The organism is Mesorhizobium sp. WSM4989, assembly GCF_029625795.1.
Lineage (GTDB): Bacteria > Pseudomonadota > Alphaproteobacteria > Rhizobiales > Rhizobiaceae > Mesorhizobium.
Window position 1 is genome coordinate 534,761 of the sequence record NZ_JARTVN010000001.1, and the last position, 17,114, is coordinate 551,874.

Below are 17,114 nucleotides of genomic sequence, written 5' to 3' on the forward strand. Positions count from 1 at the left end.
ATTCATTGACATTTAAGCGCAACTTTTATGCTATTAGCGGTCATGGATATCGAACTCGCTCGCACCTTTGTTGAGATCGTCTCGACCGGGAGCTTCATTCGCGCCTCGGAGCGCTTGAACGTCGCCCAGACGACCGTCAGCGCACGGATCCGCAACCTCGAGCAACAATTGGGCCGACCACTCTTCGTTCGCCACAAAGGCGGCGCTTCGCTCACGCCCGCGGGTGAGCAATTTCTGCGGCACGCTCCGATGTTCGTCCAACTATGGCAACGCACCCTTCACCAGGTTGCCGTGCCTACGGGACGCCGGGCTGTTCTGACGGTCGGCAGCGAAGTCAGCCTTGCGCAACCTCTTCTGCTCGATTGGGTCCGATGGATGCGCCGCTCGCTTCAGGATATTGCACTTAGAGTGCATGTCGATGTGCCACAGGACCTGATCAACCAGGTCGCCTCGGGAATGGTCGACATAGCCATCATGTACGCGCCCCCACACAGACCGGGCTTGAAGATCGATCTGCTTCTTGAGGAAAAACTGGTTCTCGCGACCACCAACCCCGAAGCGCAACTCCTGGACGGATCCGATTATGTCTATATGGATTGGGGGCCGGATTTTGAGCTTCATCACGGCGTGAATTTCCCGAGTGCTGCGCCGGATCTTTCCTTCGACCTCGGTCCGCTCGGATTGAACTATGTTCTGGCCGCTGGCGGGTCCGGATATTTCCGAATGAGCTCTGTGCAACCTCACATAGAAGCCGGCCGGCTTCATCTTGTGCCTGAAATGCCCCAGTTCTCCTATCCGGTGTACGCGGTGCAATCCGCGAGTGCGGATGAGAGCGTAGTAGGTCCTGCCCTGTCAGGATTACGTGCCGTTGCAGGCGGCGACGTTAAATTCTAGTCATTCTTGACGAGGCTTTGACATCCGGTCGGATTGACGGGAACAGCAGGTCGACTGTCGTCCCAATCCCCGGCTCGCTTGCAATGCGAACATGGCCGCCGATCATACGCATCAATGCGCGCACTTGCGGCAGCCCCATGCCGGTACCTTCCTCACCCTTCGTGGTGAAGAAAGGATCGAACGCGTTTCGCAACACTTCGGCGGTCATGCCGCAACCTTGGTCCTTGACGCTAACGCAGACATAGGTTCCCGGCCCCGGCGGATCGGGTGTCGCGGTCTCCTGCACCAACGGTCCGGTGATGACTCTGATCTCGCCGCCATTTGGCATGGCATCGCGCGCGTTGACGACGAGATTAAGCACTGCGGTGTCGAACAATGCGGGATCGATCAGGCAGTCGGGAGTTTCTGCACCGAGTTCAAGCTCGACGCGCACATCGGGTCCGCCGCCGTACCTCAGCAAAGGCGCGAAGGATCTGAGGAATTCATTCACGTCGCCAGCATGAGCATCAAGTTCCTGGTGCTTTGCAAAGGCGAGGAGCTGCGAGGTCAAATCGATCCCGCGATTGATTCCTTCTCGCGCCAGCGTGATGCAGGCCCTCACACGGTTGGGCTCGTCGGCTCTTGCTTCGGCAAGCCTCAGGCCGGACTCGATGACCGCCAGCAGGTTCCTGAAGTCATGCGCAATGCCGCCAGTCATCTCCCCCAATGCAGCAAGGCGATTCCTCGCACGCTCGCGTCCCTCGACTACGGCCCAGCCATCGATAGAAGCGTCCAGCAACTGAGAGCGCCCGCCTCGCCCAGCTTGAGACCGCGACTGATTTTCGCATGTATGCACGTCGCCTGTCATGAGAGCCGTCCCCAATCGACGACAGCCGGGAACTCGTGCCCCGGTCTGACGCAGTATCCAATCTTTCCTTGTTTCAGCCCGGTCCCGTAGGCATGGTCTGATCGCGCCGGACGAACCCTCGTGTCATGATGTCTTCGACTTTCGGAAATGCCTTGAGGGCCGCCTCCGGCAGATCGCCATTCGGGCCAACCAGCTCGCTCCAGCCATGTGCCTCGGGCGCGCCGACGATGATACGTCCGACCATTCCGGCGTGCTCATGCGGGATGCAATAGTAGTCATAGACCCCCTTCTCGATGAAAATGACCGAAAAGCTCTCGTTGGGCAGGAGGTAATCGGAATCCCACGGTTTTGCCGCCTTGGGCATGCGGCGCGGTCTCCCGAAGTTCGTCGGACTGTAGGCAGTCGTCGTGTGCGAATTGCCGGAATTGAGATTCGTCCAGCGCACCGTCTGTCCCGGTTCGACCAGGATGCCGATCGGGTCGAACCAGACCTGTGAGCCGTCGTCGCGGCCTCGCATTCTGATTTCCACCACCTCGTCGGCCCACGCGACCTGGGGAGAGAGGGAAAGGGCAGCCACAAGCCCGCCACCCCCGCCCAGTACCTGACGACGTGTGAAGCTCATTTGGCGACACGTGCTTCGTCGGCGGTAGAGACGTGCCACAACACGACGTGGACGTGCGGTTCCGGAACGCCGGGATGCCCGGCATTGTAGTAGATGTCGACATGGTCGACATTGCCGCCTGGCGCCTTGAGGTCGTCCAAACGCTTGTCCGGATTGAGATCCTTGATCGGCAGCATATAGATGGTGCTGACAAGCTTGCCGTCATGGTCATAGGCAAGGAACGGGCCGGCAGGCAATGTCGTCGGATCGACGAAAAGTTGGCCCATGCCCGGCAGGAAGTCGGGCAGCTTCACGAGCTTGCTGACCTGTTCGTAAGGAGCCGCTGGTGGGGCTTTGGTGACCTCATCCGCCGCCATGGCGCAAAGCGAACTGCCCGCTGTGAAGGCAACTGCGAGGATGAGTTTTTTCATCACGGTATCTCCTTGTTGAACTAAAAATGCGACCACCGTTGATCTATAGGAAGGTCGACAACCGATATTCATTGGTGAGACGGGCATATCGCGTCCAAACCAGCAAGCAGGAGACTGTAGCGGTCGTCAAACGAAATTAACTGTTGTCTCAGTGCACTATTTTTGCTCGTCAGATCGCGTACGGTTTGCTTGATTTCGAAAAATCTTTCACTACCTTCAAACTGCTATGCATATTTTTAACCTCGATTTCCGGCGAATGCCGAAACGCCTCAAAACGGGCCATTAACCCGGACGCGAGAATGTCCTGGCTTCGCGTCCGGGACGGCCAGGATCTCAACTTCATTCGAAAGTGATTTCGGCTCTGCCTAAGCAGCGCGGCTGAACACTCATTTGTCGCTTGCGTTTGGATCGACGCGGAGGTTTGACCCTGATGATCTCCTCCATCTTGTCGGAAGAAGACATCTCGCTTGACCTTGTGACAAAGGGAAAGCAATCAGCCTTGTCGAAAATCGCGATCAGGATCGCTCGAAGGAGTGGACTTGACGAGAAGGTGGTTCTCCGCGGTCTTTTCGACCGCGAGCGCCTCGCCTCGACTGGCATCGGTCGTGGCGTGGCGATCCCGCACGCTCTACTGGAGAACATCTCCTCGCCTGTCGCGTCTTTGACACGCTTGGCCCCGCCTGTGGATTTCGACGGTCCCGACGACGACCCAGTCGATCTCATTTACACTATCCTTTGGCCGCGCTCAGCCTCTTGCGCCTTCCTCCCTGCCCTTTCGCGAATATGCCGGCTGCTTCGGGCATCTCAGGTTCGGGAGCGGCTCCGCCTTGCACAATCCGCAGATGAGGCGTTGACGGTTCTCGAAACTCAGCTGCTCCCGAGTTCCACCAGTTTGCATATTTCCCCGGAGGGGTTGGAGTTGTCTCGTATGGGGATGCAGCGCTGCCTTGCGGGGCGCGGTGCGATGGCCTCATTTCCGAGCACCCCTGACCGCTACACACCGCGATGATGCCCGAAAACTTCCTCGTAGGCCCCCCGTTCCCCGGCTGCATTGGCGACGGGCGAGCCAGCGGGCCACTAGGAACGCTGGAACTACGTGAGATGGCTGCGTGTGGACAATTTGGTGCAGTCTAGGCTTCGACTGGACGGGTGTCACACTACCGCATGGGAAGAGCGCTCTTTCTGGAAAGGAGACGAGAATGGTTAAGCCGAAGAAAAACGGCAAGGCAGTTTCAAGGCTGTTCGAGTCTAACATCAACCGTGACAGCAGCTTGCTGCCGATGCTGATCGGCGGGCTTGTCCTGAATCATCATCGGGGCAACCGTCGTTATGATGTTCGTTTAGTTTCGCAGTGATACCGACGCGAATAGCGGCCGTGACCCACCCGCCATTAGGCCTGCTGATCAATTTGACAGGACTCTGGCCTCGTTACGCGGATGTGTGGTGACGCGAAGCTCAACGGCGGGCGCGGTCGATAGAGATGTTGCTGGGCGCGCATCCGTACGCCGCCGCGTATCTGCGCCTGCCCATCGCCCGCAGCCGGCCCTTATTACATTTTTGACCTTCGGCTCGAAAGCAGGAGGGGGAACGACTGGGCAACACTGTGGGACTTTCCGTGGGACTTTGCGTGCCGGACTCTGCCAATGTACGCTGTTCGTTCCGCTCTTCCATTTTGGGGCTTGCTCAAAATGGTTCGGAACCCTATGGGGATGCCGTTCGGAGTGTAGCGCAGCCTGGTAGCGCACCTGATTTGGGATCAGGGGGTCGCGTGTTCGAATCACGCCACTCCGACCAGTTTCCTGAACATCTTAGAGCCCGCGCTTCGGGAACCCTGTCGGCCTTCAGAAGTTCTGTTGCCATGGCCGACATTCCAAGGACCCCCACCATCGCCCGCATCTGGCGCGGCCGGACCTTGCCGGAAAAAGCCGACGATTATGAAGCTTACAATTACGAGACCGGCATCAAGCCGCTCATCGAAAAGGCAGTCGGCGTCCAGACATTTCGCGAGGACACGGCGACCCATTCCGAGTTCGTGACGATCTCCTATTGGGAGAGCATCGAGGCAATGGCGCGCTTCACCGGCGGCGGGCCGACCCAGGTCCACCACCTCGACCGCGACGCGGAATTCCTGATCGAGCTGCCGAAGAGCGTGCAAGTGCTGCGCTTGCTCACCAGCCATGGCAAGACGGGCTGAAGGTGTCCAGCATCGAGCAACAGGCCTTGATCTCTGAAGGGAGCCGTCGGCGTGGAACCGAGTAAACCCGCCGGGCGAGTCCCCAACAACCTCGAGCCCGGCGAGCCTACAACCCGATCTGCAATGTGACCGGGACCGGGATCAACCGGCCTCTTCCACACTGCAAGATGGATGCCAGGGAAATGGCTCGAAATGGGACAGCCACGATCGTCCCGCAACTCCGGACGGAAAACCGCTACGCACTTTTCCCGGAGTTGCTCTAGACTCCGGGCAAACGGGGCAAGGGGGACTCTGGATGCCTATTCTCGAGGCGCTGCTGTCGCTGATCGGCCCGGCCTATTTGGCCTGTTATGGCTTCGCGGTTCCGGTCGCGGTCGCCTGGGCAATCCTGTGCGCTACTCTGTGGGTTTGGAACAACCGGCCGAGCAAGAGGCAGAATGGCAGCGTCGCCCTGTCGCGGATCGCCAGCCTGGTGCTCTTCGTCTTTGTCATCGCATGCTACGTGGCGGCGCATACGGGGGTCTATCTGCTGGCTCGGCATCTGGCCGGACTATGGGCGTAGAGAGCGCACAACCCCGGGAACAGCCTTCCTCGACAGCCTAAATATCGAACTCGCCCTGCCCCTCGTCCATGGCGCTGACGGTCTCGGCGGCGAGCGCTCGGGTGATCGGCGTCTTGCGCTCGAGAGCGGCGCGGTCGAGGCGCTCCACGACCCGCATGGCGGTTGCCAGCGAGCGCTCGATGCGCCGCACCAGATATTGCACGACATGCGGCTCGACCTCGACCTGGCGGTCGGCGAAGAGCTTGGTGATAACGCCGGCGAGCAGCAGGTCGTCCGGCTCGTGGATCTCGATGGTCGCCGCCGCTTTCAGCCGCGAGATAAGATCCGGCAGCGCGACGCGCCAGGCCGAGGGAAAGCGCCGCGCCGTCAGAAGCAGCGTGGAGCCGGCGCCGCGCACGGTGTTGATCAGGTGGAACAGGCCTTGCTCGTCGATCGGGAGCTTGTCGATGTCGTCGATCAGCGCGGGGCTCGCGCCAAGCCCGCCAATGTGCTCGCCGATGCGATCGGGAGCGATGGCGACAGCGTGCGCATGCGCTTGCCAGATCTGGGCAAGATGCGTCTTGCCGGACCCGGGAGGGCCGGCGAGCACCACCACCGGCGCGGGCCAGTCCGGCCAGCGGTCGACCAGTGCTGCGGCCTGCGCGTTGGCCCCGGAGACGACGAGCTCGTCGCGCGAGTAGCCGGTACCGTGGCCGAGATCGAGCGGCAGCTGGCGCGGTGGATCGGTTCGTTCGCCAGCCATTTCAGCCACGCGGCTGTGAGCGGCGGCCGCCGCCGCGATCCGCCGGCAAAGGAGGTGCTGGCTCTGTGGCATGGCCGTTGTAAAGCGGCGATTCGAGGTAGCGGGCAATCGCAAAGCGCACCAGCACGGCAATGGCCGCCGAAGCCGGCACCGCAATCAGCAGGCCGACGAAGCCGAACAGCGCACCGAAGGCAAAGAGCGCGAACATCAGCCAAACCGGGTGCAGGCCGACGCTTTTGCCGACCAGCCTCGGCTGCAGGATATTGCCCTCGATGAACTGGCCGACGAAGAACACGCAGACCACCGCCACGATCATCGTCCAATCCGGCCAGAACTGGACGAAGGCGACGCCGACAGCAAGCACCAGCCCGGTCAGCGAGCCCACATAGGGGATGAAGGAGATCAGCCCGGCGAAGAAGCCGATGAGGATGGCGAAGTTCAGCCCCGTCAGCGTCAGGCCGGTAGCGTACATGGCGCCCAGCACAAGGCAGAGCGTGCCCTGCCCGCGCACGAAGCCGGCGGTGGCGGTGTTGATCTCGCGGGCAAGCGCCCTGACCGTCTCGACATAATCTCGCGGCACCCAGCTGTCGACCACGGCCACCATCCGGTCCCAGTCGAGCAGCATGTAGAAGGCAACGACCGGGGTGACGACGAAGAGGCTGACCACCGAAACCAGCGCCACGCCCGAGCTCCAGATCGAGGTGAAGACGGTGGTGAGCAGCCCAAAGCCGGTGGTGAGCAGCGAGTTCAGTCCTTCGCGCAGGCTGGCCGCGTTGACGCCAAAACGCTGCTCCAGCCACTTCGGGTCGAAGCTGGTGATGAGCGACTGCAGGCGGGTGAGATATTCCGGCAGCTTGCGCGCGAAATCGGCCATCTGCGTGGCCAGCACAGGGACCAGAATAACGAAGGCGAGCACCACGACGACGACGAAGGCAATGAGGATCACCACCGTCGCCATCAGCCGGGAGAGGCCGAGCCGCTGCAGCCGATCGGCCACCGGATCGAGGAAATAAGCGAGCACCATGCCGGCGACGAAGGGCAAGAGGATGCCGGAGAAGACATAGAGGAACAGCGCCAGAAGCACGGCGACGATCAGCCAGAATGCGATCTGCCGGCGCAACGCGGTCGAGGCCGCGGCCGTCCAGGCTTCGCCGTCAGGTGTCCGTGCTGGAATTGCCCGACTTGGTGTTGCTCGTCCGGGAGCCTTCGCCATAGCCACTCATATGCCTTAGCCAGGCCACGAGATAGGCCGCGGCCGAAGCCACGGTCAAGACCCCCGAGAGCAATATGAGGGCCGGCCGGAGCGGATAGAGATGCATGGAAAAGGCAAGCTCGCCCAGCACAAGCGCCGCCAGCGCGATCTGCACGGCGGTGTTCACCTTCGACACCAAGAGCGGCTTCATCTCGACCGGCTGCGCCATCACGCTGGACAAAAGCACGGCGCAGACGATCAGCGCGTCGCGCGAGACCATGGTCACGACAAGCCAGAGCGGCAGTTCCCCGGCATAACCCATGACGACGAAGACCGAGACCAGGAGGAGCTTGTCGGCGACCGGATCGAGATAAGCGCCGAGCCGCGAGAACAACCGGTAGCGGCGAGCGATGAAACCGTCGACGCCGTCGGAGATGCCGGCGACGAGGAAGCCGGCAAAGGCCCAGTCCCAGCGCGCCTGCAGCATGGCCAGAACCACGGCCGGCACCAGCAGCAGCCGCATGATCGTGATCATGTTGGGTATGGTCACGTGATGTCCCATCATGGGTTTTGTTGGAAGATAGTTGATGGAGATGAGAGGCGCACGCAAGGGAGGAGTTGCGGATCTCCCCGCTCGAGGGGGAAGATGGTCTCTGGCGCACAAGGCGCTGGAGCTCCACGCGAGGCGACCCCCTCTGTCGCCTCCGGCGACATCTCCCCCTCAAGGGGCCCTCAAGGGGGGAGATTGGCTCTCACGCGCCTTGCCCCTCGAAACCATTCATGCGATGAGCCCGCAATGGAAACAGGGATGAGCCGAAGATGAGCAACGGCGACAAGGCCAAGCGCAAGAACGGGCTCACCTATGCCGAGGCGGGCGTCGATATCGATGCCGGCAATCTCATGGTCGAGAAGATCAAGCCGCTCGTGCGCGCGACGCGCCGGCCGGGCGCCGACGGCGAGATCGGCGGCTTCGGCGGCCTGTTCGATTTGAAAGCCGCCGGCTTCACCGATCCGGTGCTGGTCGCGGCCAATGACGGGGTCGGCACCAAGCTCAAGATCGCCATCGATTCCGGCAAGCACGATACGATCGGCATCGACCTCGTCGCCATGTGCGTCAACGATATCGTCGTGCAGGGCGCCGAGCCGCTGTTCTTCCTCGACTATTTCGCCACCGGCAAGCTCGATCCGGACCAGGGCGCGTCCATCGTCGGCGGCATCGCGCAAGGCTGCCGTCAGGCCGGCTGCGCGCTGATCGGCGGCGAGACCGCCGAGATGCCCGGCATGTATCACGACAAGGATTACGACCTTGCCGGCTTTGCCGTGGGCGCGGCCGAGCGCGGCCAGTTGCTGCCCACCGACGACATCGTCGAGGGCGACGTGCTGCTTGGCCTCGCCTCCTCCGGCCTCCACTCCAACGGCTTTTCGCTGGTGCGCCGCATCGTTGCCGCGAGCGGACTTGGCTGGAGCGATCCTGCGCCGTTCAACGATGAGCTCAGCCTCGCCGAAGCGCTGCTCGAGCCGACGCGCATCTACGTGAAGTCGATCCTAAAGGCGATCCGCAACACGCATGGCATCAAGGCGCTTGCTCATATCACCGGCGGCGGTTTTCCGGAAAACATTCCGCGCGTGCTGCCCAAGGATTTCTCCGCCGAGCTCGACCTCGAAGCGATCGACGTACCGCCGGTATTCTCGTGGCTCGCCAGGACCGGCGGCGTCGCGTCGCAAGAAATGATGCGCACCTTCAACTGCGGCATCGGCATGATTCTCGCCGTTGCTTCCGGCCAGGCGGCGCAGGTGGCGGCGGTGCTGCAGGAAGCCGGCGAGACGGTGACGCCGATCGGCCGCATCGTGCCGCGCCGCGACGCCGGCGTCATCTACCGGGGCTCGATCGAACTATGAGCAGGAAACGCACGGTCGTCCTGATCTCGGGCCGCGGCTCCAACATGACGGCGCTGATCGCGGCAGCCAGCGACCCGACCTATCCGACCGAGATCGTCGGCGTCATCTCCGATCGTGCGAACGCCGCGGGCCTCGGCCTCGCGCAGTCGCGCGGCATCGCCACCAAGGTCATTCAGCGCGCCGACCATCCGAGCAAGGACGCACATGACGCTGCGATCGATGCCGCGCTTACCGGCTTCGGCGCCGAGATCGTGGCTCTGGCCGGCTATATGCGCATCCTCGGCCGCGGCCTGGTCGAAAAATGGCAGGGGCGCATGGTCAACATTCACCCTGCCCTTCTGCCTGCCTTCAAGGGGCTGGACACGCATGCGCGCGCCATCCGCGCGGGCGTGCGCATCCATGGCTGCTCCGTGCATTTCGTCACGCCCGAGATGGATGACGGCCCGATCATCGCCCAGGCCGCCGTGCCGGTGATGGTCGGCGACAACGAGGACACTTTAGCCGCGCGGGTGCTGAAGGTGGAGCACCGGCTCTATCCGCTGGCGCTAGGGCTGGTCGCCGAAGGCAAGGCGCGCATGGAAAAGGGCCACACCGTGCTTGCCCATTTCGCCGACGACGCCGACAACGCCACTTCAGTGGTGATGGCGCCCGACCCGCTGCGCGAGGAAACCGACCTCGAACAGCTGGCGCGCATCACGCCGTAGGACTGCCATGGCGACGCCCAGACAACTCCTTGTGCTGCGCCATGCCAAGTCGAGCCGGGACGATCCCAAGCTCGCCGATTTCGACCGTCCGCTCGCCCCGCGCGGGCTGAAGACGGCACCGCTGATCGGGCGCGAGCTTTCGCGGCGCGGCTGGCTGCCGGATCTGGCACTGGTCTCGCCGGCGCTGCGCACCCGCGACACCTGGCGACTGGTCGCCGCCGAATTGCCGAAGCATGGGCCAGCGGAATTCGCCGAGGAGCTCTACGCGGCGGCGCCGGCCGCCATCCTGGCGTGCGTGCGGCAGGCGAAAGCCACCAGCCTGATCGTGATTGGTCACAATCCCGGCCTGCAGAATTTCGTGCTGCGGCTCGCCGGCACCGGATCGGATGAGGGCGTGTTCAAAAAAGTCGAAGCGAAGTTTCCGACGGCGGCACTGGCCCGGTTCACGGTGAAGGAGGATTGGGCGAACCTCGACTTCGGCGGAGCGCGACTGACGCATTTCGTCAGGCCGAAGGATTTGGAATAGAGCGCCTCTGTGCGCAGCCGGGCCTATAGTCACGACACAAGCCGGCCTGCGGATAGCCGGCTCCATAAAAGCAGAGCGGCGGGACAAACCCGCCGCTTTCAGGTCTATCGACGATCGACCGTCTAGTGGTTGCCGAACAGATCGCGGTCGGCGTCCTGGGCAACCGGCTTCTGGACGTTCGCATCAGACTTCTTGACCGAAGCGGTGTACGAGGTATCGACCGAAGCAGCCGGCTGGTGGGCGTTGGCCGAACCGTAGTTGTCGGAACCGGCGAAAGCGGCACCGGTGGCAACGAGAAGGGCAGCGGCGGTAAGAGCGATCTTGGTCATTTCAGTTACTCCAGATTTGAGGGGTGAGTTTGAAGAGGTCGGGCTGGCGGCCGGTTAGTGGTTGCCGAACAGGTCGCGGTCGCTGCCCTGGGTGACGGGCTTCTGGACATTCGCATCAGACTTCTTGACCGAAGCGGTGTACGAGGTGTCGACCGAAGCAGCCGGCTGGTTGGCGTTAGCCGAACCGTAGTTGTCGGAGCCGGCGAAAGCAGCACCAGTGGCAACGAGAAGGGCAGCGGCGGTAAGAGCGATCTTGGTCATTTCAGTTACTCCAGATTTGAGAGTTGTGGTTCTGATCGGTTCGGGACGGAGGCCTAGCGGCCCCAAATGCCCTGGCCGGATTCCGGCTGGTTCTGATCGGGCGTGATCCTGAGATCGCGCTGCTCGAACTTGCGGATCGAACCGGTGATGCTGCGGTCGATGTTGTCGCCCGACCGCGGCGCAACCGACTGGGTGACGGCCGGCTGGTTGACGTTGTCGGAACCGTAATGGTCGCTGCCGGCGAAGGCGCTGCCCGTGGCAACGAGAAGGACCGCGGCGGTAAGAGCAATCTTGTTCATTTTAGGTACTCCAGATTTTCAAAATTCTGTCCGTCAAGTGGCGTGCCGTAATGGAAATTCGCGTCGCTCGGACCACCCCGAGATGGGTCGGTCCTGTTGCCATTTCCAATCACGAAGATGTGCAAATCGAACCGTTCGGTTCGACCTTGAAATCGCGTGAACAGCGCGGCTGCCACATTCTTTTGTTTGAATATCAACTACTTGCAGTGTTAGCCGACGAGGTTTCACGGTCTGGACAACGAGCCAGCGTTCACCTGAGTTACACGAACCGTCAACATAAATTGAACCGAACCGTTCGGTTTTATCCATCGCGCGAGCGAATTGGGCCTCCAGGCTGACCGACGGAACCGATTTCAGCCGGCGTTTGCCTTGTCCGCGGATCGAGACTATCGATTGCTTTCAAACTGTCCGTTCGGACCGCCGGGCCGCGCTTGCGAAAGCCCGGCGCCACCCGGATGGAGGCATTGCCGAACAGCGATGGACGATGCGGCTCCTGCTTGTCGAAGACAATCGCGAACTGGCCGATTGGCTGAGCAAGACGCTGCGCCAGGCGAGCTACGTCGTCGACGTGGTACATGACGGCGAGGACGTCGAGCATGCGCTGGCGGCCGGCGACCATGCGCTGATCATCCTCGACCTCGCCCTGCCGCGCATGGGCGGGATGGAGGTGCTGAAGCGGCTGAGGGCACGCGGCAACCCGGTGCCGGTCATCGTGCTCACCGCCAACGCCAGTCTCGACGGCCGGGTGAAGGGCCTCAACGAGGGCGCCGACGACTATCTGGCTAAACCCTTCCAGATCGAGGAACTGGAAGCGCGCATCCGCGTGCAGCTGCGCCGTGCCAACGACCGGACAGCGCCCGTCATCTCCTGCGGCGACCTCGTCTTCGACACCAACACCAGGCTGTTCTCGCTCGGCGGCGCGGCGCTTTCGCTGACGCCGCGCGAACATGCGGTGCTGGAACAGCTGGTAGTCAAGGCGGGGCGCACGGTGAGCAAGGCGGCACTCTCGACGGCGATCTACGACTTCGACACCGACGCCGATCCCAGCGCCATCGAGATCTACGTGCATCGGCTGCGCAAGAAGCTGGAAGGCTCGCGCGTGCAGATCGCCACCTTGCGCGGCCTTGGCTATCTGCTCCGCCATGAAGATTAGGGCCATGAAAATTAGCAGCCTCCGCCTGCAATTGCTGGCCTGGGTGGTGCTGCCGCTGACCGCGCTGGTGACGGTCAATCTGTGGACCAGCCAGCGCAACGCGCTGGCGACGGCAGATCTGGTCACCGACCGGATGCTGGTCGGCTCGGCGCGCGCGATCGCCGAGCGGGTGGCGATGGCCGAAGGCGTGCTCGACGCCACCATTCCGCCGGCGGCGATCGAGATGTTCGACACCGGCGACCGCGACAGCGTCTACTACCGGGTCGAGACCGCCAACGGCCGGCTGCTGACCGGATATCCCGACCTCCCCCAGGCGTCGCAGAGCGGCAGCATCGAGGCTTCCTATCGCGATCGTCGGCTGCGTCTGACAACGCTCAGCCATGCCGTGATCGGCGCCGGCACGGATTCGCCGATCAGGGTCACGGTGGGCGTCACGCTCGCCGGCCATGACGCGATGGTGCAGCGGCTGTGGTTCAGCGCCTTTGCCCAGCAGCTGGCGCTGGTGGCGATCGCCGGCCTCTTCGTGCTGCTTGGCCTGCGCCGCGGGCTGGCGCCGCTGATGCGCCTGCGCGATACGGTGCGCTCGCCGGATCGCAGCGATCTCGACCCGGTCGAGGTGCCGGGCGCGCAAAGCGAGATCCGGCCGCTGATCGACGCGCTCAACGCCTATATGGAGCGCGTGCGGGCACAGATGGCGGCGCAGCGCCGCTTCATCGCCAATGCCGCGCACCAGCTGCGTACGCCGCTGGCGCTCATGTCGACACAGGCGAGCTATGTGCTGCGCGAAAGCGCCGCCGACCGGCGCGAGGAGGCGCTGGTGGCTCTACAGGCAGGCTCCGGCCGGCTGGCGCGGCTGGCCGAACAGCTGCTCACGCTGTCGCGCGCCGAGCCGGGCAGCCGCCGGCCGCGTGCCGACCGCATCGACCTCACCGAAGCCGCCCGCGAGGTGCTGGAAACACATGCGCCGAAGGCCGTCGAGCGCAACATCGATCTTGGGCTCGAGGAAGCCGGACCTGTTCCCGTCATCGGCGACGGCACCATGCTGCGCGAGATGATCGTCAACCTGGTCGACAACGCGCTGCGCTACACGCCAGCCGGCGGCACGGTGACCGTCCAGCTGGCCGCGATCGGTCGCGAGGGCGTGCTGACGGTCACCGACACCGGTCCCGGCATTCCGGCCGAAGAGCGCGAGCAGGTCTTCGAGCGCTTCTACCGCATTGCCGGTGCTGCCGAGGAAGGCAGCGGGCTCGGACTCGCGATCGTACGCGAGGTGGTCGAGAATGCCGGCGGCAGCGTTGCGCTTGGCGGGGCCGCCGGCAGCGGGCTCAGGGTCGAGGTCCGGCTGCCGCTCGCCGCGCCCCAGGACAGGCCGACTGGAGCGGTCAGGCCCCCTGCTCGTTGAACGGCGCCGGACGCCATTTGACGACGTAGTTCTCGAAACGGGTGATGATGAACTCCACCACCAGCGCCATCACCGCCAGGATAATCATGGCGGCGAAGACGCCATTGGCGTTGAACGCGCCCTGGGCGGTCGAGATCAGCAAGCCCATGCCCTGCTTGGCGCCGAGGAACTCGCCGACCACGGCGCCGACCAGCGCGAAGCCAAAGCTGACATGCAGGCTCGCCAGGATCCAGCTCATGGCCGATGGGATGATGACTGTGGTGGTGATCTGGTAGGGCGAGGCGCCGAGGATCTGAGCGTTGGCGATCATCGCCCTGTCGGCCTCGCGCACGCCCTGGAAGGCGTTGGCGAAGACCACGAAGAACACCATGACGACGGCCAGCGCCACCTTGGAGGCCATGCCGAGGCCGAGCGCTATGATGAAGACCGAGCCCAGAACGACGCGCGGCACCGAGTTGGCGATCTTGATGTAGATCGAGAAGACATCCGCCAGGAGCTTGTTGCGGCCAAGGATGATGCCGGCGGCGATGCCGCCGACGGCGCCGATGGCGAAGCCGAGGAAGGTTTCCTCGAGCGTCACATAGATCTGCAGCCAGAGCGGCCCCTGCGAGGTGCCCTCGGTGACCCAGGACCAGATCTGCTCCCAGATGCCGGAGGGGCTTGAGAAGAAGAACGGATCGATGACGCCGTGATCGGCGCCAAGCTCCCAAAGAGCGAGGAAGACGATCAGGATGGCGAGCCGCAGGCCGATGACCAAGGCATGGCGGCGGCGCAGCCGCGCCCTCGCCCGGGCTTCCGCGGCGACGATCGAGGTCGCGCGGGCGGCTTGGTGAGAGGCTGGAGAGATGGCGGTCATGGCAAGTCTCCTTTCAATGGCCGGTCTGCAGGCCGCGGCTCTGGCCGAGCTGCACTTCCTCGCGCAGGTCGTTCCAGATCACCTTGGCGATCTCGATGAATTTCGGATCGTAGCGGATGTCGGCCATGACACGCGGGCGCGGCAGGTCGATGCGGTAGACACTCTTCACCGTGCCCGGCCCGGCGGTGAGCACATAGACCTTGTCGGCCAGTGCCACCGCCTCCTCGAGATCGTGAGTGACGAAGACGACGGAGGATTTGAGATCCGACCAGAGGCCGAGCAGCTCGTCCTGCATGGCGGTGCGGGTCTGCATGTCGAGCGCGCTGAACGGCTCGTCCATCAGCAGAATCTTCGGCTGGTTGATGAAGGTTTGCGCTAGCGCGACCCGCTTGCGCATGCCGCCAGAGAGCTGGTGCGGATAGTGTTTCTGGAAACGCGCAAGGCCGACGCGTGCGATCCAGTCGCGCGCCCGGTCATAGGCTTGCGCCTTCGGCGTGCCGCGATAGAGCGGGCCGGCGGCGACATTGTCGATGACGCTGCGCCACGGAAACAGCGCGTCCGCCTGGAAGACGAAACCGATGTCGCGGCTGATCTCGGTTACGGGATTGCCCATGACGCGGACATTGCCGGTCGTCGGCCTGAGCAGCCCGGTGACGAGGTTGAGCGTCGTCGACTTGCCGCAGCCGGTCGGCCCGACGACGCAGGCGAACTCGCCGCGCGCCACCGTCATGGTGAAATCGCGGATGGCCGTCATCATGTGGCCGTCGGGGGTGACGAAGCGCAGCGTCACATCGTCGATGGCGATCGCGGCATCGGCCGGCGCCGCGGCCGGAGACAATTTCTCGGCCGCCATGGTTTGCAACTGCATGGCACACTCCTGTAGCGATGGTGCGAGGATGGCTGGGGGCTCGGGCCCATGGGCCCGCCGCGCCTCGGCATCCGGAAAGGCGCCGCTGCCGAATTGATTCCGACAAGCGGCGCAACTTGTTGTTCTTCAACGACCGAGCCGGCAGGCCCGGCTCCCTGTCGGCGCTACTTGGCGGCGTCGACGAATGCCGTGGTATAGGTCTTCGACAGATCGATCTGCTTGCCCTGCAGGCTTTTCGAGAAGGTCGACAGCACCTTCAGCACCGTCTCCGGGCCATCGGCGGGCATGCGGCCGTCAGGCGTGAACATCGCCTTGCCGCCGGCCAACCCTTGCACATAGAGGTCCTTGTTGCCGGCGTAATAATCCTTCGGCATCTGGTCCGCGATCTCTTCGGCCGAATGGCTGGCGATATACTTCATCGTCTTGACGAAAGCGTTGGCGAGCTTCTGCGCCTCGTCCTTATGGCTCTCGATCCAGGCGGACTGGACATAGAAGGATGCCGCCGGATAGTCGCCGCCCAGCGCTTCCCTGGTCTTTTCGGGCGTGCGCATATCGACCAGCACCTTGGCCTCGCCGGTCTGAAGCAGCTTGGCGATGGTCGGCTCGGTGGTCATGCCGGCCTGGATCTGGTCCTGCTTGACGGCGGCGATGAAAGTGTTGCCGGCGCCCACCGGCAGCAGCGTGTAGTCGCCCGGCTTCAGGCCGTTGCGCACGGCGAGATACTGCGTCAGGAAATCGGTCGAGGAGCCAAGACCGGTGACGCCGAGCGTGGCGCCCTTGAAGTCGGCCGGCGACTTGATTTCCGGATGCTTGGCCGAAACCAGCTCGACCTCGCCCGGCGCCTGGCTGAACTGGACGATCGACTGGATGTATTTGCCCTTCGACTGCAAGTCGACGGTGTGATCATAGAAGCCGACGACGCCCTGCACGGCACCGGCCAGCAACTCATTCTCGGCCTCGACGCCGGCGCGGGAGTTGACCAGCTCGACATCGAGCCCCTCATCCTTGAAGTAGCCGAGCTGCTGGGTGAGCACGGCCGGCAGGTAGATCTGCTTTTCCATGCCGCCGACGATGATAGTGATCTTGTCGGCAGCCGATGCCGCCGTGGCGCCCGCGGCGACGATGGCAAACGAAAGCGCCGCCGAACGCAAGACGCACTTCGAGATGAAACCGGTCACGTAACTTCCTCCACCTGGGCGGCGTGCCACCAGGCCACGCCGCATTTCCTCCTTGCCGGCCCGCTCCCGGACCGATCCCGCGGCGAACGCCGCAAAAATGTCATGGCATGCCCAAGCTTTCAGCTGGCTTTCAGTCATTTTAGCGGCCGAAAGAGCGAATTCCGCAGCTATCGCTG

The 17,114-nt window shown here is 63.3% G+C and carries 22 protein-coding genes and 1 tRNA gene; 11 read left to right on the forward strand and 12 right to left on the reverse strand.

Translation table 11 applies throughout. The features are described 5' to 3' along the window. Positions 1 to 42: 42 nt before the first annotated feature. Positions 43 to 894, forward strand: a complete 852-nt coding sequence (locus P9217_RS02735; protein WP_278086699.1) for a LysR family transcriptional regulator — start codon at positions 43 to 45, stop codon at positions 892 to 894. Here P9217_RS02735 and P9217_RS02740 read toward each other — a convergent pair. From P9217_RS02740 to P9217_RS02750, 3 genes are all read right to left on the reverse strand, one after another. Then, the gene (locus P9217_RS02740; protein WP_095800018.1) at positions 884 to 1,741 is read right to left on the reverse strand and encodes an ATP-binding protein; all 858 of its coding nucleotides are present in this window, start codon (positions 1,739 to 1,741) and stop codon (positions 884 to 886) included. The two genes, P9217_RS02735 and P9217_RS02740, sit on opposite strands and share 11 nt — an antisense overlap. Positions 1,742 to 1,814: 73 nt before the next feature. Then, the gene (locus P9217_RS02745; protein WP_127216080.1) at positions 1,815 to 2,363 is read right to left on the reverse strand and encodes a plastocyanin/azurin family copper-binding protein; all 549 of its coding nucleotides are present in this window, start codon (positions 2,361 to 2,363) and stop codon (positions 1,815 to 1,817) included. Beyond that, positions 2,360 to 2,773, reverse strand: a complete 414-nt coding sequence (locus P9217_RS02750) for a DUF5602 domain-containing protein (protein WP_127216081.1) — start codon at positions 2,771 to 2,773, stop codon at positions 2,360 to 2,362. Before P9217_RS02750 ends, P9217_RS02745 begins: the two co-directional genes overlap by 4 nt. Before the next feature lie 430 nt (positions 2,774 to 3,203). Here P9217_RS02750 and P9217_RS02755 point away from each other — a divergent pair, with 430 nt between their 5' ends. From P9217_RS02755 to P9217_RS02775, 5 genes are all read left to right on the forward strand, one after another. After that, positions 3,204 to 3,782: a PTS sugar transporter subunit IIA gene (locus P9217_RS02755; RefSeq protein WP_278086698.1), complete on the forward strand. Its 579-nt coding sequence runs from the start codon at positions 3,204 to 3,206 to the stop codon at positions 3,780 to 3,782. A gap of 190 nt (positions 3,783 to 3,972) precedes the next feature. After that, positions 3,973 to 4,128 (forward strand): hypothetical protein, encoded by a 156-nt coding sequence (locus P9217_RS02760; protein ID WP_278086697.1) that lies wholly within the window; start codon positions 3,973 to 3,975, stop codon positions 4,126 to 4,128. A gap of 362 nt (positions 4,129 to 4,490) precedes the next feature. Then, a tRNA-Pro gene (locus tag P9217_RS02765) sits at positions 4,491 to 4,567 on the forward strand. 64 nt (positions 4,568 to 4,631) lie between these two features. Continuing rightward, entirely contained in the window at positions 4,632 to 4,967 is a 336-nt protein-coding gene (locus tag P9217_RS02770; RefSeq protein ID WP_278086696.1) for a hypothetical protein, read from the forward strand. A 295-nt stretch (positions 4,968 to 5,262) separates the two neighbouring features. After that, a complete protein-coding gene (locus P9217_RS02775; RefSeq protein ID WP_278086695.1) occupies positions 5,263 to 5,529 on the forward strand; it encodes a hypothetical protein in 267 nt (88 codons plus the stop codon). A 37-nt stretch (positions 5,530 to 5,566) separates the two neighbouring features. On the opposite strand, the gene hdaA is transcribed toward P9217_RS02775, so the two are convergent. From hdaA to P9217_RS02790, 3 genes are read right to left on the reverse strand one after another with little or no spacing between them, the layout of a single operon-like run. Then, positions 5,567 to 6,271, reverse strand: coding sequence for a DnaA regulatory inactivator HdaA (gene hdaA, locus P9217_RS02780; RefSeq protein WP_278086694.1), 705 nt, complete (start codon positions 6,269 to 6,271; stop codon positions 5,567 to 5,569). Between the two features lies 1 nt (position 6,272). Further along, on the reverse strand, positions 6,273 to 7,484 hold the full coding sequence (locus tag P9217_RS02785) for an AI-2E family transporter (RefSeq protein WP_278086693.1): 1,212 nt from the start codon (positions 7,482 to 7,484) through the stop codon (positions 6,273 to 6,275). Next, complete coding sequence (locus tag P9217_RS02790; RefSeq protein ID WP_067330741.1) at positions 7,426 to 8,013, reverse strand: CDP-alcohol phosphatidyltransferase family protein; 588 nt, start codon at positions 8,011 to 8,013, stop codon at positions 7,426 to 7,428. Before P9217_RS02790 ends, P9217_RS02785 begins: the two co-directional genes overlap by 59 nt. Before the next feature lie 269 nt (positions 8,014 to 8,282). Between P9217_RS02790 and purM the strand changes: the two genes are divergently transcribed. From purM to P9217_RS02805, 3 genes are read left to right on the forward strand one after another with little or no spacing between them, the layout of a single operon-like run. Further along, on the forward strand, positions 8,283 to 9,362 hold the full coding sequence (purM, locus tag P9217_RS02795) for a phosphoribosylformylglycinamidine cyclo-ligase (protein ID WP_278086692.1): 1,080 nt from the start codon (positions 8,283 to 8,285) through the stop codon (positions 9,360 to 9,362). Next, the gene (gene purN, locus P9217_RS02800; protein ID WP_066995863.1) at positions 9,359 to 10,066 is read left to right on the forward strand and encodes a phosphoribosylglycinamide formyltransferase; all 708 of its coding nucleotides are present in this window, start codon (positions 9,359 to 9,361) and stop codon (positions 10,064 to 10,066) included. The genes purM and purN overlap by 4 nt, the downstream gene beginning before the upstream one ends. A 7-nt stretch (positions 10,067 to 10,073) precedes the next feature. Beyond that, the gene (locus tag P9217_RS02805; protein WP_067330453.1) at positions 10,074 to 10,592 is read left to right on the forward strand and encodes a histidine phosphatase family protein; all 519 of its coding nucleotides are present in this window, start codon (positions 10,074 to 10,076) and stop codon (positions 10,590 to 10,592) included. 122 nt (positions 10,593 to 10,714) lie between these two features. Here P9217_RS02805 and P9217_RS02810 read toward each other — a convergent pair whose 3' ends face one another. The 3 genes from P9217_RS02810 to P9217_RS02820 are packed head-to-tail and all read right to left on the reverse strand — an operon-like array spanning position 10,715 to position 11,481. Then, complete coding sequence (locus P9217_RS02810) at positions 10,715 to 10,921, reverse strand: DUF680 domain-containing protein (protein WP_278086691.1); 207 nt, start codon at positions 10,919 to 10,921, stop codon at positions 10,715 to 10,717. Between the two features lie 54 nt (positions 10,922 to 10,975). Beyond that, positions 10,976 to 11,182 carry a DUF680 domain-containing protein gene (locus P9217_RS02815; RefSeq protein WP_066995857.1) on the reverse strand — a complete coding sequence of 69 codons (207 nt, stop codon included), beginning with the start codon at positions 11,180 to 11,182 and terminating at the stop codon, positions 10,976 to 10,978. Positions 11,183 to 11,235: 53 nt separating this feature from the next. Then, positions 11,236 to 11,481 carry a DUF680 domain-containing protein gene (locus P9217_RS02820; protein WP_066995852.1) on the reverse strand — a complete coding sequence of 82 codons (246 nt, stop codon included), beginning with the start codon at positions 11,479 to 11,481 and terminating at the stop codon, positions 11,236 to 11,238. Positions 11,482 to 11,965: 484 nt separating this feature from the next. Here P9217_RS02820 and P9217_RS02825 point away from each other — a divergent pair, with 484 nt between their 5' ends. Further along, on the forward strand, positions 11,966 to 12,634 hold the full coding sequence (locus P9217_RS02825; RefSeq protein ID WP_067330446.1) for a response regulator: 669 nt from the start codon (positions 11,966 to 11,968) through the stop codon (positions 12,632 to 12,634). 4 nt (positions 12,635 to 12,638) lie between these two features. Beyond that, positions 12,639 to 14,036 (forward strand): sensor histidine kinase, encoded by a 1,398-nt coding sequence (locus tag P9217_RS02830; protein WP_067330443.1) that lies wholly within the window; start codon positions 12,639 to 12,641, stop codon positions 14,034 to 14,036. Here the strand turns inward: P9217_RS02830 and P9217_RS02835 are convergent. From P9217_RS02835 to P9217_RS02845, 3 genes are all read right to left on the reverse strand, one after another. Then, a complete protein-coding gene (locus tag P9217_RS02835; RefSeq protein WP_095826471.1) occupies positions 14,017 to 14,892 on the reverse strand; it encodes an ABC transporter permease in 876 nt (291 codons plus the stop codon). The two genes, P9217_RS02830 and P9217_RS02835, sit on opposite strands and share 20 nt — an antisense overlap. 13 nt (positions 14,893 to 14,905) lie before the next feature. Next, positions 14,906 to 15,760: an ABC transporter ATP-binding protein gene (locus P9217_RS02840; RefSeq protein WP_278086690.1), complete on the reverse strand. Its 855-nt coding sequence runs from the start codon at positions 15,758 to 15,760 to the stop codon at positions 14,906 to 14,908. 164 nt (positions 15,761 to 15,924) lie between these two features. Beyond that, a complete protein-coding gene (locus P9217_RS02845) occupies positions 15,925 to 16,911 on the reverse strand; it encodes an ABC transporter substrate-binding protein (protein ID WP_245430701.1) in 987 nt (328 codons plus the stop codon). Positions 16,912 to 17,114 lie beyond the last annotated feature (203 nt).